Genomic DNA, 12404 nt, shown 5'->3' with positions numbered 1-12404 from the left:
AGATGACCGTGGACGATTCCCCGCTGCTTCCCGTCGTCGACGAGGACGGCGCGCCGTTCTGGGAGTACGCCGCGCGCGGCGAACTGCGCGTGCAGGCCTGCGCCTCCCCCGCCTGCGGCGAGCTGCGCTTCCCGCCCCGGCCCTGCTGCCCGCACTGCGGATCGTTCGAGAGCGCGTGGCGGGAGATGAGCGGCCGCGGCCGGCTCTGGTCGTACGTCGTCCCGCATCCGCCGCTGCTTCCCGCCTACGCCGAACAGGCCCCGTACAACGCGGTACTGGTGGAGCTGGCGGAGGCTCCGCGGATCCGGCTGGCCGGGAACGTCGTCGCCGGCCCGGACGCCCCGCTGAACTCGGTGGACCCGGCGCGGCTGCGGATCGGGGCCCCGGTGCGGGCCGTGTTCTGCCCGGCGGGACCCGGGGGCGGCGTCACGCTCGTGCGCTGGCTCCTGGAGCGGTGACCGATGGCCCTGCGCACCGAGCGGGACGGGAGCACCGGGGTCGCGCTCGTCACCCTGGACCGGCCGGCGAGACTCAACGCGATCGACCTGGAGACGGCCGGTGAGCTGTCCGCGTTGTGGCGCGAGTTGAGGTTCGACGAGACGGTACGGGCGGTGGTCGTCACCGGGTCCGGGACGCGGGCCTTCTGCACCGGGATCGACCGGGGGGTCGAGGTCCCGCAGCCGCCGTCCCCGTACGCCGTCGACGACCCGCTCCTGCGGATCGGGCCCAAGGCGAACGACCTGTGGAAGCCCGTGATCGCGGCGGTGGAGGGGATGGCGTGCGGCGGGGCGTTCTATCTGCTCGGCGAGGCGGAGTTCGTCGTCGCGTCCCGCGAGGCGACGTTCTTCGACCCGCACACGACGTACGGGATGGTCTCGGCGTACGAGGCCGTCGCGATGGCCCAGCGGATGCCGTTCGGGGAGGTCGCCCGGATGGCCCTCATGGGCACCGCGGAGCGGGTGAGCGCCGAGCGGGCGTACGCGGTCGGGCTGGTCAGCGAGGTGACGGAGCCGGGCTGTGCGGTGGCGGCCGCGCTCCGCTCGGCGGCGGTGATCGCCGGCTACCCCACGGAGGCGGTCCAGGGCACGGTCCGGGCCGTGTGGTCGGCGAAGGAGGCGGCCAGGGCCCAGGCGATGGCCCAGGCCCCGGCGCTGATCGCCCTCGGCAACCTCGCCCCGGAACGGCAGGCGGAGCTGTTCGCGGGGCGGGGTGCGGGCGGGAAGCCGCGAGTGCGGTGAACGGATGCGGGCGAGGGGCCCGGCGGACAGGCGGTCGAGCGGCCAGGTGACCCGCTCCGCCCGTCGGTCGAGCGGCCCGGTGACCCGGCCGTCAGGCGGTCAGGCGGTCAGATCGCCTCGGCGGTCACCTCGCAGCGCTTGACCCGGGACACCTTGCCGGGGCTCTCCATCCGCACGGTGAGCGTGCGCGCCTCATCGACGTCGAGGACCGTGGTGGCCTCGGCCGTGTCCACGGTGTTGCCGAGGGCGTCGACGAACCGCACGTCGATCTCGTACGCCTGGGTACCGGGGTGGTTCGACCGCACCTCGACCAGCGACGAGGTGACCGCCTTGCGCTTGCCCTTGCGCGGTGCGGCGCAGCGGACCACCCGGACGACGGGCGCGTCGGACGCGGAGGGCGTCGGGGTTCCGTAGGAGCCGGACGAGCCGGAGGACGAGGAGTCGTCGTAGTCGTCGTCGAAGTCGTTGTCGCGGTAGCCGTTGTTGCTCTTCTTCGAGCTGGAGCACCCGCCACCGCCCGAGCTGCCGCTCTTGCCGCTCTTGCCCTTGCCGCCGCTGGTGGAGCCGGAGAACCCGGTGAGTGCGAGTACCACCACGACCAGGACCGCCGCGAGTTTCGTCTGTCGCCGCATCATGGATGCAGCCCCCCTTGATCGTCGTTGCCGGTACGTCGCGCCGATGGCGTGCGTCGTCACCGTCAGCATGCCGCACGCCACCCCACGTCCAGGTCATGACCCTGTCACGGTCCCGTCATCGTCCGCGTGGCGGGGGTGATCGTCCCGGCGTAGCGTCGGCTGCGGGGGATGCGCGTGCTCGCGGGACGACGCCCTGGAGGCTGACGATGATCCGCAACGTCCTCGGCTCCCTCGTCGCCCTGGCCGGGGCGGCCTCGGCCGTGCTGAGCCCGTTCCGCGACTGGTACGCCGGGCGGGCGGGGCAGGACTACCGGGTGGAGGACCTCTTCGGGGGCATCACCGCCGCGGAGCCGGGGGTGCTGGTGTCGATGCTGCTGCCGTTCCTGGCCGCCGCACTGCTGGTGATCGCGGGCGTGGTGCTCCGGTCCCGGCTGGTGGTCGCCCTCGCGGGTCTGGTGGTGCTGGGCTTCACGGTCCTGTGGATGGTCCGCCAGGGGCAGGCCGCGGGGTCGCTGGTGGTGGCCGGCGACGGGTCCGGGCTCCAGGTGGGCGTGGTGAACGCGTTGGCGGGCGGGGTGCTGATGCTGATCGGGGCGTTGTTGATGAGCGGGCGGGGCCGGCAGGTCCGGCGGAGCCGGCGGGACCGGGAGCGGGAGCCGGTGGAGCCGTATGCCGCGCCGGCGGCGGATCAGGTGGACACCTGGCCGCCGACGCAGGAACCGGGGATGTCCGTGCAGACGTCGCCGTGGCCGGAGCCGGAGGTGGACCCGTACACGGGGCCCGACCCCCGTGACCCCGGTACGCGGTCGTATCCGCAGGCCGACCCGCACCCGGAGGACGACCCCCGGGACCCGGTGCATCCGCCGCACCGGCCTCCGCGGGGTTGACGCCCGCCCCGAGGACGGAAAGCGGACGGCCTCAGGTCCGCGCCCGGTTCCCCGTACCCGTGCCCTTCAGCGCGTCCAGCGCGTACACGCAGCGGTCCTTGCTGCACGCGTACACCACGCCCGCCTGCGCCACCGGGGACCCCGTGATCTCGCCGCCCGTCGCGAGCTTCCAGCGCAGCTGGCCGCCCGCCGCGTCCAGGGTGTAGAGCACGTGGTCCGCCGAGCCGAAGTGGACCCGGCCGTCCGCCACCACCGGCGCGCCCACCACGTCGCCGCCCGCCGCGAAGCGCCACTTCGGGGTGCCCGTGACCGCGTCCAGGGTGTACAGCGCACTGCCGCTGCCGACGTGCACGTTGCCCACCGCGACCAGCACCGGTTCGATGGAGGACCGGGCCTCCGTGGCGATCCGCCAGCGGTCCTTGCCGGTCGTCGCGTCCAGCGCGTACACCGTGCCGAGGTAATCCGCGAGGTACACCCCGCCGCCGGTCACCGCCGGGCCGGGTGCGAACGCCGGCGGGGAGAGGAAGACCGCCGGGGCCTCGAAGTGCCAGCGCACCCGGCCGGAGCCGGTCTCCACCGCCAGCACCCGGGTGCCCGCCGCGACGTAGACGTAGCCGTCGGTGGCCGGGGTGACCCGGACGGGGACGCCGCCGCAGGAGGCCGCGTCGCCGATCGGGTACGACCAGCGCTCCAGGCCCGTACGGGCGTCCAGCGCGCGCAGCCGGGCGTCCTGCCAGAGGTACACCGTGCCGTCGTGGATGACCGGACCGGCCTCCGCCGTCTCGAAGTCGCTCTGCGCACCGGTGACTTCCCACAGCTTCTCGCCGTTGGATGCCTCCCAGCCCTGGACGCCGCCGCCCCGGGTCGCGGTCAGGACCGTGCCCCGGTCGGCCTTGAGGGCGTACACCCAGGCGTCGGTGGCCAGCCGCCACTGCTCGGCCCCGCTCGCGGCGTCCAGCGCGTACAGCGAGGGGCCGTCCGAGGCGTGGATCCTGCCGCCCTCGACGGCCATCGCCCAGGCCACGTCCCGGGTCTTGAACTGGCGTCGGCCGTTGCCCACGTCCAGCGCGTGGACCTCGAAGGACGTCACGTACAGCAGGTCGCCGGAGACGACGGGCGTCCCCCACACGTCGTTGGACATGCGGAAGCGCCAGGGCCGCCAGCGGTCGGGCGCGGGCGACGGGCCGTCCGGGGCGGACGTCGAGGCCGGGACGGGTGCGGTGGGGGCCGTGACCGCCGAGGAACCGTTCACTCCGGCGGGCGGCCGGACCCAGCCGGTCGCGGCGGCGGGGTGCGCGGCGGCGGCCCCCCGCCCCTCCCCCGCGCGCGGCCCGGGGCCGATCGGCACCTTGGCGCCGGGCAGCTGGACGGGACCGCCGTCGGGAGCGGCGGAGGGGCCTGCGGCCGGTCCGGACGCGCCGGACAGCGGCGAGGGCGAGGACAGCGGGGAGGGCGAACGCAGGTCGGCCCCGCTGCGCCAGGCGGTGTCCCGCTCCGGGGCCCTGGGGGGCTGCCGCGGAGGCGGCGGGGGCGTGGCCGGGGCGGGCGGCGCGGTGCGTCGCCCGCCCCGGCGACGCTCGATCATCGCGGTGGCCGGGACCGGCAGCCAGGCCGAGGCCGTGCCGCTGTCGTCGCTGCCGGAGGCGAAGAGGTGCGGGGCGAGCTGGGCCTGGAGGTCGGCGGGGCTCGGCCGCTGGGTGGCGTCCATCTGCATGCAGGACTCGATCAGCGGCCGCAGGTCGTCGGGGAGCCCTTCCAGGTCGGGACCCTCGCGCAGCAGCATGAAGACCGTCTCGACCGGATTGGCCCCGTGGAAGGGGGCGTGCCCGGTGGCGGCGAAGACGAGCGTGGAGCCCAGCGAGAAGATGTCGCTGGCCCCGGTGACGCTGCGGGAGTCCCGGGCCTGCTCGGGCGACATGTACGCGGGCGTGCCGACGGCGACGTTCGTCATGGTCAGCCGGGTGTTGGAGACGCCGGACGCGATGCCGAAGTCGATCACCCGGGGGCCGTCCTCGACGACCAGGACGTTGGACGGCTTCAGGTCGCGGTGGACGAGGCCCGCGCCGTGGATGGACTGGAGGGCCTCGGCGATGCCGGCGGCCAGCCAGCGCACCGCCTGGGTCGGCATGGGGCCGCACTCGTTCACTATCTCTTCGAGCGAGGGCGCGGGCACGTAGGCGGTGGCGAGCCAGGGCACGGCGGCCCGCGGGTCGGCGTCGACCACGGCGGCGGTGTAGAACCCGCTGACCGCGCGGGCGGCCTCGACCTCGCGCGTGAAGCGGACCCGGAAGAGCTGGTCCTCGGCGAGCTCGGTCCGCACGGTCTTGATCGCCACCCGCCGGCCGGACGCCGACCGCGCGAGATAGACCAGCCCCATGCCGCCGGCCCCGAGTCGTCCCAGCACCTCGAACGGGCCGATCCGTCTCGGGTCGTGCTGCGTCAGCTGCTCCACCACTTGCCTGCCACCTCCCCGTGAACGGACCTCGGCGAGGAAGTCCGCGAATTACCGCCCGGTCGCATCCCGCCTGCCGCCCGGTCGAGTCCCGCACCGCGCGGCACGCCCTGTGCAGGTTCTCACCACTGGGCACCACCTGGCGGTACGCCCCCCGATTCTTCCTGGCCCGGGCCCCGGTTGCGAACCCGGGGGCGGAAGGGAGTGTCTCGTGCCACTTCGGGCGGTATCCCCCCACACCGGGGTGCGGGAAGGGGCCGGCGGGTGCGGAAGCCGGGGTCACGGGCGCGGTTCGGCGGGCTCCAGTACGGCGAAGGCGGCCCCCTGGTCGTCGTGGAGCACGGCCATCCGCCCGTAGGGGATGTCGGAGGGCTGCTGGGCGACCCGGCCGCCGAGCCGCACGGCGAGTTCGGCGGCGGCGTCGCAGTCGGCGACGGCGAAGTAGATGAGGAAGTAGCTCGGCATCTCGGCCGGGAACGCGTCCGTGATGACGCTGCGGCCGCCGACGGCGGTGTCCGGCCCCGGTTCGACGCCCTCGGGGGACCACGTACGGAAGTCGACGAGCGCTTCGGCGCCGTCACGGACGCCGTGGCCCGCCTCGTCCAGGTCGGTGCCGTGGAAGCCGAAGACCTTCTCGTAGAAGGGGTCCACCAGCTCCGGCCGCCGGGTGTAGACCTCGGTCCAGCAGAAGGAGCCGGGGTCGCGCAGCTTCTCGAAGCCCGCGCGCTCCTGTGGCTGCCACAGCCCGAAGACCGCGCCACCGGGGTCGGCCGCCTCCGCCACGATCCCGGCGCGCCCCGCCCGCACGGGCTCGGTGATGACCTGGCCGCCGTGCTCGCGGACCGAGGCCACGGAGGCCCGGATGTCGTCGGTGGAGAAGTAGACGCCCCAGGCCGTGGGCATCCGGCCGTCCTTCTTGGCGGCGAGCGCGGCGACCAGGCGGCCGTCGCTGAGCGCGTCCGCGAAGGGCATGCCGTCGCCCGCCCGGAAGGTCCAGCCGAACAGCCCGCCGTAGAAGCGCTTGCCCGCTTCGAGGTCGGGGAGCTGCACGTCCGCCCAGCACGGCGCGGAATGCGCGAATGCGGCCATGGGACCGGGTCCTTCCGTAGCAGTGACGCCGTGACGCCCGTCACACTCAACGTAGCGTCGGGCCCGGTCACGCGCGCCTCGGAAGCACCTAAAGGGAACCTTTGACCGATTGGTGAAGGCGCGCTCACCATGTGGACGAAAGTTGTCCACCGAAGTTGTCCACAGGCTGTTGATAACATTTACTCCGGCGCCGCCTCCCGCTCCGGAGCCTCGCGCACCGCGGCCGAAAACCGCCGCCCGCCATCCCCCGCGCACCCCGCCGGTCCTGCGGCGTTCCCCATTTGCAGTCGGCCGAATCGCGCTCCCATCACCCCTCGGTAAGCTGACGGCATGACAGGACAAGTACGCACCGTCGACGGCCGCGTGGCCGGTCGACGCGGTCAGGCGACGCGGCAGAAGCTGCTCGACTGCCTCAGCGAGATGCTCAGCTCCTCGCCGTACCGGGACGTCAAAGTCATCGACGTCGCCCGGAAGGCCGGGACTTCACCCGCGACTTTCTACCAGTACTTCCCCGACGTGGAGGGCGCCGTCCTCGAAATCGCCGAGGAGGTCGCCAAGGAGGGCGCCGGACTGACCGAACTGGTCGCCGGACGCTCCTGGGTCGGCAAGGCCGGCTGGACCACCGCCGAACAACTCGTCGAGGGATTCCTCGACTTCTGGCGGCACAACGACGCGATCCTCCGCGTGATCGACCTCGGGGCGGCCGAGGGGGACAAGCGGTTCTACAAGATCCGTATGAAGATCCTGAACTCGGTCACCAACTCCCTCACGGATTCCGTGAAGGAGCTCCAGAGCAAGGGCAAGGTCGACAAGGACGTCAGCCCGGCCGCGATGGCGGGCTCCCTGGTGGCGATGCTGGCCGCGGTCGCCTCGCACCAGAAGGGGTTCACCACCTGGGGCGTGAAGCAGGCCGAACTGCGGCCCAACCTCGCCCTGTTGGTGCACCTCGGCATCACCGGCAAGAAGCCGGCGAAGTAAGCGGTCCGGGGCGCGGGGGGCCACCCGGCCCCGAACGCCCCTCGCCACCGGGCGGGCATCCGTCCACCCGGACGTCCCACGTCCTGTCTCACCGACGGCGGACCACCCACGCACCCCTGCCGGTGGTCCGCCGTCGGCGTTCCCGCAGGCGGGGCCGGACCGGTCCGGAGGGCCGGAACCCGGGCCGCTACCGCCGGTCCAGCCGGAACAGCCGGATCTGCCGCTCCAGCCGTCGCTGGTACGCCGCGTACGGCGGCCAGAACGCGAGTGCGGCCCGCCACGCCCGCTCCCGCTCCTCACCCTCCAGCAGGGTCGCGCGCACCGGAATGTCCCGGCCGCGCCAGCTGATGACCGCCTCGTCCCCGCGGGCCAGCAGATTCGCGGTCCAGGCCGGGTGACCCGGGCGCCCGAAGTTGCTGCCGACGAGGATCCAGCTGCCCTCCACGTCGCCCTCCGGCATGCAGGCCAGCGGCGTGGTCCTCGGCCGGCCGGTGCGCGCGCCCGGCACCGTGAGGACGAGCCCGGGCAGCATCCGGGCGCTGAGCAGCACCTTCCCCCGGGTGAGCCGGTGCACGGCCCGGTCCAGGACGGGGACGACGTGCGGCGCGATCCGCCCGAAGGCCCGGGTCGAGGAGACCTTCTGGACCAGCCGCACCCCGCGGGCGGAGGCCATCAGACGCCCGCCCCGTACGCGAGGCCCGCCGACGGCCGGGACGCGGTGGCGGCGGGCTGCCGGAACGCGGCGGCGGCACCGAAGAGTCCGGCCCGCCGCGCCGCGTGGTCGCGCAGCCGGTGGACCGGCCCGAAGAGGAGTTCGTCGCCCGCCGCCCGCTTCAGATACCGGTGCGCCTCGTGCTCCCAGGTGAAGCCGATGCCGCCGTGCAGCTGGACGGCCTCACCGGTGGTGATCCCGGCCGCCTCCAGGGCCTGGGCGAGGGCGAGGGGCCCGGCCTCCGGGTCGCGGGCGGCGTGGTACGCGGCGGAGCGGGCCGCCTCGACCCGTACGTACAGGTCGGCGAGGCGGTGTTTGACGGCCTGGAACGAGCCGACCGCCCTGCCGAACTGCTCGCGCGCCTTCACGTACTCCACCGTGCGCTCCAGGGCGCTCGCCGCCGTTCCGACCGCCTCGGCGGCGAGGATCGCGGCCGCGGCGCGTCCGGCGGCGGTGAGCGCGGCGGTGGCGTCGGCGTCCGCGTCCGCGCCGAGCAGCTCGGCCGGGGTGTCGCGCAGCTCGACGCGGGCCAGCGGGCGGGTCTCGTCGAGCGCGGTGAGCCGGGTGCGCGCCAGCCCCGCCGCTCCGGCGTCGACCAGGAACAGCTGTGTACGGCTGCGCGGGTAGCCCCCGGCGTGGGCGGCGACCAGGAGCAGGTGGGCGCTGTGTCCGTCCAGGACCCGGTCGGCCTCCCCGTAGAGCCGCCGGCCGCCGTCCTCCCCGGGTCCGCGGGCCTGGATGCCGCCCGCCCGGCCGCCGCCCGCCCACGCCCCGTCGGCGTTGTCGCCGGTGAGGCCGAGGGCGGTGGCGAGCGAGCCGCCGGGGACGGCGAGGGCGGCGGTCAGGGTGCCCGCGGCGATCCGGGGCAGCAGGGCGGCCCGCTGGTCCGGGGTGCCGAGGGCGTCGATCAGAGGTGCGGCGAGGACGGCGGTGGCGAGCAGCGGTGTGGGCAGCAGTGCGCGCCCGGTCTCCTCGCAGGCGAGGGCCAGCTCGGTGACCGTGCACCCGGCCCCGCCGTATTCCTCCGCGAGCGCCAGGCCCGGCAGCCCGAGGCCCCCGGCGAGCCGGCGCCACAGGGCCGGGTCGTAGCCCTCGGCGGTGCGCACGGCGGCGGGGATCGCGTCGGGGCCACCGCTCCGGGCGAGCAGTTCGCGCAGGGTGCGGCGGATCTCGTGCTGTTCCGCGGTGAAGGCGGCGTCCATCGGCGGGCTCCTTCCACCCGGGGCCGGCGAGCGGACCCCGATCTGACGAGCCGTCATATTAGGTGCGGGGGGAGGGAATTCCCAGAGTCCCGCACCGGGGCGAGCGAGGGAAGCCGTCGACCGGGAACGGTTGCGGCGCCACGAATCTGATGTACCGTCAGATTCATGCCGGCAGCCGCTTCGACCTCCCCCGCACCGAGTCGCTCCCGCCGTCCGCGCAAGGTCGCCGTCGTCGGCGTGGCGCTGGCGGACTGCGGCCGGGTGGACGACGCCACTCCGTACGCCCTGCACGCCCAGGCCGCCCGTCGCGCGCTCGCCGACTCCGGGCTCGACCGCTCCGTCGTCGACGGCTTCGCCTCCGCCGGGCTCGGGACGCTCGCCCCGGTGGAGGTCGCCGCATACCTGGGGCTGCGGCCCACCTGGGTCGACTCCACGGCGGTGGGCGGCGCCACCTGGGAGGTGATGGCCGCCCACGCGGCGGACGCCATCGCCGCGGGCCGGGCCCGGGCCGTGCTCCTCGTCTACGGGTCGACGGCGCGGGCCGACATCCGGGCGGGCCGCCGCACGTCGAACCTGTCCTTCGGGGCGCGGGGACCGGCGCAGTTCGAGGTGCCGTACGGGCACAGCCTGATCGCCAAGTACGCGATGGCCGCCCGCCGCCACATGCACGAGTACGGCACGACGCTGGAGCAGCTCGCCGAGGTGGCGGTGGCGGCGCGGGCGAACGCGGCGGCGAACCCGGAGGCGATGTTCCGGGACCCGATCACGGTGGACGAGGTGCTGTCGGGGCCCATGATCGCGGACCCCTTCACCAAGCTGCACTGCTGCATCCGCAGCGACGGGGGCTGCGCGGTGCTGCTGGCCGCCGAGGAGTACGTGCCCGACTCGGCGAAGGCGCCCGTCTGGGTCCTGGGGACCGGGGAGCACGTCTCGCACGCCGCGATGTCCGAGTGGGAGGACTTCACGGTCTCCCCCGCGGCCGTCTCCGGCCGTCTGGCCTTCGACCGGGCCGGGGTGCGACCGGCCGACATCGACCTGGCCGAGATCTACGACGCGTTCACCTACATGACCCTGGTGACCCTGGAGGACCTGGGCTTCTGCGCGAAGGGCGAGGGCGGCGCGTTCGTCGAGAAGGGCCGCACCGGGCTGCGCGGCGAGCTCCCGGTGAACACGGACGGCGGCGGGCTGTCCGCGTGCCACCCCGGGATGCGGGGGCTGTTCCTGCTGGTGGAGGCGGTACGGCAACTGCGCGGCGAGGCGGGACTCCGGCAGGTGCGCAAGGCCGGGGGCGCGCTGCCGGAGCTGGCGGTGGCCTCGGGGACGGGCGGCTGGTTCTGCTCGTCGGGGACGGTGGTGCTGGGGCGGGGGTGAGAGGCCGGACCCGGCCGCCCGGCCCTTCCCGACGACGGCGGGCACGCTCTGCGGCCCCGTGCGGTCCAATGGCCCCATGACCGACGACAGCGCAGCTCCACCCCCGTCCCCCGCCACTCCCGCCTTCCAGGACCTCCTGCACGCGCAGCGCGTCTGGGACACCGAGCTGCCCTCCTTCGACCCGGCGGCCGTCCCGCCCGGCCCCCTCCCCCTCTTTCGGACCTGGTTCGCCGAGGCCGTGGCGGCGGGGCAGCCGGAGCCGCACGCGATGTCGCTGGCCACCGCCGACGCCGAGGGCCTCCCCGACGTGCGCACGCTGCTGCTGCACGAGGCGGACGAGCGGGGCTGGCACTTCGCCACCCACGCCACCAGCGCCAAGGGCCGCCAGCTCGCCGCCCGCCCGCACGCCGCCCTCGGCTTCTACTGGCCCGCGCAGGGCCGGCAGGTACGGGTCCGGGGCCCCGTCGCCCGCTGCACGCCCGCCGAGAGCCACGCCGACCTGCACGCGCGGTCCACCGGGGCGCTCGCCGCCGCGCTGACCGGGGCGCAGAGCGAGGTCGTGGGATCCGTGGCGGAGCTGCACCGGGCGGCGGACGCGGCCTGGGACCGGGCGCGGGCGGAACCGGACACGGAGGCGCCGACCTGGACCCGGTACGTGGTCGAGCCGGCCGAGGTCGAGTTCTTCCAGGGCGACGCCCGCCGCCGGCACGTCCGGCTGCGCTACCGCCTCCGGGCGGGGGGCGACTGGACGCGCGAGCTGCTCTGGCCGTGACCCGCGCGAACGGCCCCCGGGCCGCTCCGGTGCGGGGAGCGGGCGGTCCCGGGCTGTTCCGCCCCGAACAGGTGCAGACAGCACCTTTATCCGGTTCTGATCGCGAAGGGGCACTATGGGAGTCAGGTGAGAGGTGAGCTGTTGGGAGGCACCGATGCCACGAGCCCGTTCGCGCTACGCCCCCGACCGGGGTCTGACCGGCCGCATGGTCACCACCATGTTCCTGATCGGTCTGCTCTACGTCGTCTTCGTGGGCGTGCTCCTCGCGGCCCTGCGGGGCTCCTGGCCGATCATCCTGGTCATCACGGGCGGTCTGTTCATCGCCCAGTTCTGGTTCAGCGACCGCATCGCCGCGTACGGCATGGGGGCCCGCGAGGTCACCCCCGAGCAGGCTCCCGAGCTGCACGGCACCATCGACCGGATCTGCGCGCTGGCGGACATGCCCAAGCCCAAGGTGGCCATCGCCGAGAGCGACGTGCCGAACGCGTTCGCCACCGGGCGGAGCGAGAAGACCGCCCTGGTCTGCGCGACGACGGGCCTGCTGCGCAGACTGGAGCCGGAGGAGCTGGAGGGCGTCCTCGCCCACGAGATGTCGCACGTCGCCCACCGGGACGTGGCCGTCATGACGATCGCCTCGTTCCTCGGGGTGCTGGCGGGCGTCATGACCCGGATAGCCCTGTGGGGCGGCTTCGCCCGCAGCAGGCCCGGCAACGACCCCGCGGGCATCCTGCTGCTGCTGATCCCGCTGATCAGCGCCGTCGTGTACGCGATCAGCTTCCTGCTGACCCGGCTGCTCTCCCGCTACCGCGAGCTGTCCGCCGACCGGGCCGCCGCGCTGCTCACCGGCCGGCCCTCCGCGCTCGCCTCGGCCCTGACGAAGGTCAGCGGGCAGATGGCCCGCATCCCGACGGAGGACCTGCGGAAGGCGGAGCCGTACAACGCGTTCTACTTCATGCCCGCGTTCTCCGCGAAGGAGTCCCTGGGCCGGCTGTTCTCCTCGCACCCGACGCTGGAGCAGCGCCTGGACCAGCTGTCCCGCATCTCCACCGACCTGTCCCGCTGAGTCCT

General features: G+C 74.5%; 12 protein-coding genes. 7 read left to right on the top strand and 5 right to left on the bottom strand.

The genetic code is table 11. The features are described from left to right. The first annotated feature begins 2 nt into the window (after positions 1-2). A complete protein-coding gene (locus DTB53_RS16180) occupies positions 3-458 on the top strand; it encodes a Zn-ribbon domain-containing OB-fold protein (protein ID WP_003967117.1) in 456 nt (151 codons plus the stop codon). Positions 459-461: 3 nt separating this feature from the next. Beyond that, positions 462-1238, top strand: coding sequence for an enoyl-CoA hydratase/isomerase family protein (locus tag DTB53_RS16175; RefSeq protein WP_012379583.1), 777 nt, complete (start codon positions 462-464; stop codon positions 1236-1238). A gap of 107 nt (positions 1239-1345) precedes the next feature. Here the strand turns inward: DTB53_RS16175 and DTB53_RS16170 are convergent, their stop codons facing one another. Next, positions 1346-1873, bottom strand: a complete 528-nt coding sequence (locus DTB53_RS16170) for a hypothetical protein (RefSeq protein ID WP_012379584.1) — start codon at positions 1871-1873, stop codon at positions 1346-1348. A 206-nt stretch (positions 1874-2079) separates the two neighbouring features. Between DTB53_RS16170 and DTB53_RS16165 the strand changes: the two genes are divergently transcribed. Further along, positions 2080-2760: a hypothetical protein gene (locus DTB53_RS16165; RefSeq protein WP_012379585.1), complete on the top strand. Its 681-nt coding sequence runs from the start codon at positions 2080-2082 to the stop codon at positions 2758-2760. A 31-nt stretch (positions 2761-2791) separates the two neighbouring features. Here DTB53_RS16165 and afsK read toward each other — a convergent pair whose 3' ends face one another. Both afsK and DTB53_RS16155 read right to left on the bottom strand, forming a co-directional pair. After that, on the bottom strand, positions 2792-5215 hold the full coding sequence (gene afsK, locus DTB53_RS16160) for a protein serine/threonine kinase AfsK (RefSeq protein ID WP_012379586.1): 2424 nt from the start codon (positions 5213-5215) through the stop codon (positions 2792-2794). Between the two features lie 276 nt (positions 5216-5491). Further along, positions 5492-6301 carry a VOC family protein gene (locus tag DTB53_RS16155; protein ID WP_012379587.1) on the bottom strand — a complete coding sequence of 270 codons (810 nt, stop codon included), beginning with the start codon at positions 6299-6301 and terminating at the stop codon, positions 5492-5494. Positions 6302-6631: 330 nt separating this feature from the next. Here DTB53_RS16155 and DTB53_RS16150 point away from each other — a divergent pair, with 330 nt between their 5' ends. After that, positions 6632-7279: a TetR family transcriptional regulator gene (locus tag DTB53_RS16150; RefSeq protein ID WP_003967123.1), complete on the top strand. Its 648-nt coding sequence runs from the start codon at positions 6632-6634 to the stop codon at positions 7277-7279. 187 nt (positions 7280-7466) lie between these two features. On the opposite strand, the gene DTB53_RS16145 is transcribed toward DTB53_RS16150, so the two are convergent. Further along, positions 7467-7952, bottom strand: a complete 486-nt coding sequence (locus DTB53_RS16145; protein WP_003967124.1) for a nitroreductase family deazaflavin-dependent oxidoreductase — start codon at positions 7950-7952, stop codon at positions 7467-7469. Then, positions 7952-9193 carry an acyl-CoA dehydrogenase family protein gene (locus tag DTB53_RS16140; RefSeq protein ID WP_012379588.1) on the bottom strand — a complete coding sequence of 414 codons (1242 nt, stop codon included), beginning with the start codon at positions 9191-9193 and terminating at the stop codon, positions 7952-7954. The genes DTB53_RS16145 and DTB53_RS16140 overlap by 1 nt, the downstream gene beginning before the upstream one ends. A 165-nt stretch (positions 9194-9358) precedes the next feature. Here DTB53_RS16140 and DTB53_RS16135 point away from each other — a divergent pair, with 165 nt between their 5' ends. The 3 genes from DTB53_RS16135 to htpX all read left to right on the top strand — a co-directional run bounded on the left by DTB53_RS16135 (position 9359) and on the right by htpX (position 12399). Next, a complete protein-coding gene (locus DTB53_RS16135) occupies positions 9359-10564 on the top strand; it encodes a thiolase C-terminal domain-containing protein (protein ID WP_012379589.1) in 1206 nt (401 codons plus the stop codon). Positions 10565-10640: 76 nt separating this feature from the next. Further along, on the top strand, positions 10641-11336 hold the full coding sequence (locus DTB53_RS16130) for a pyridoxine/pyridoxamine 5'-phosphate oxidase (RefSeq protein ID WP_042496436.1): 696 nt from the start codon (positions 10641-10643) through the stop codon (positions 11334-11336). 154 nt (positions 11337-11490) lie between these two features. Next, positions 11491-12399: a zinc metalloprotease HtpX gene (gene htpX / locus DTB53_RS16125; protein WP_042496439.1), complete on the top strand. Its 909-nt coding sequence runs from the start codon at positions 11491-11493 to the stop codon at positions 12397-12399. Positions 12400-12404: the final 5 nt, after the last annotated feature.

This window comes from Streptomyces griseus (genome assembly GCF_900460065.1).
GTDB lineage: Bacteria > Actinomycetota > Actinomycetes > Streptomycetales > Streptomycetaceae > Streptomyces > Streptomyces griseus.
The sequence above is the reverse complement of the archived record's forward strand: the minus strand, read 5'-3'. Positions and strand labels throughout refer to the sequence as shown.

Coding starts and splice junctions, on each gene's coding strand:
- DTB53_RS16180 (WP_003967117.1), top strand. CDS start 3: ATGACCGTGGACGATTCCCCGCTGCTTCCCGTCGTCGACGAGGACGGC.
- DTB53_RS16175 (WP_012379583.1), top strand. CDS start 462: ATGGCCCTGCGCACCGAGCGGGACGGGAGCACCGGGGTCGCGCTCGTC.
- DTB53_RS16170 (WP_012379584.1), bottom strand. CDS start 1,873: ATGATGCGGCGACAGACGAAACTCGCGGCGGTCCTGGTCGTGGTGGTA.
- DTB53_RS16165 (WP_012379585.1), top strand. CDS start 2,080: ATGATCCGCAACGTCCTCGGCTCCCTCGTCGCCCTGGCCGGGGCGGCC.
- DTB53_RS16155 (WP_012379587.1), bottom strand. CDS start 6,301: ATGGCCGCATTCGCGCATTCCGCGCCGTGCTGGGCGGACGTGCAGCTC.
- DTB53_RS16150 (WP_003967123.1), top strand. CDS start 6,632: ATGACAGGACAAGTACGCACCGTCGACGGCCGCGTGGCCGGTCGACGC.
- DTB53_RS16145 (WP_003967124.1), bottom strand. CDS start 7,952: ATGGCCTCCGCCCGCGGGGTGCGGCTGGTCCAGAAGGTCTCCTCGACC.
- DTB53_RS16140 (WP_012379588.1), bottom strand. CDS start 9,193: ATGGACGCCGCCTTCACCGCGGAACAGCACGAGATCCGCCGCACCCTG.
- DTB53_RS16135 (WP_012379589.1), top strand. CDS start 9,359: ATGCCGGCAGCCGCTTCGACCTCCCCCGCACCGAGTCGCTCCCGCCGT.
- DTB53_RS16130 (WP_042496436.1), top strand. CDS start 10,641: ATGACCGACGACAGCGCAGCTCCACCCCCGTCCCCCGCCACTCCCGCC.
- htpX (WP_042496439.1), top strand. CDS start 11,491: ATGCCACGAGCCCGTTCGCGCTACGCCCCCGACCGGGGTCTGACCGGC.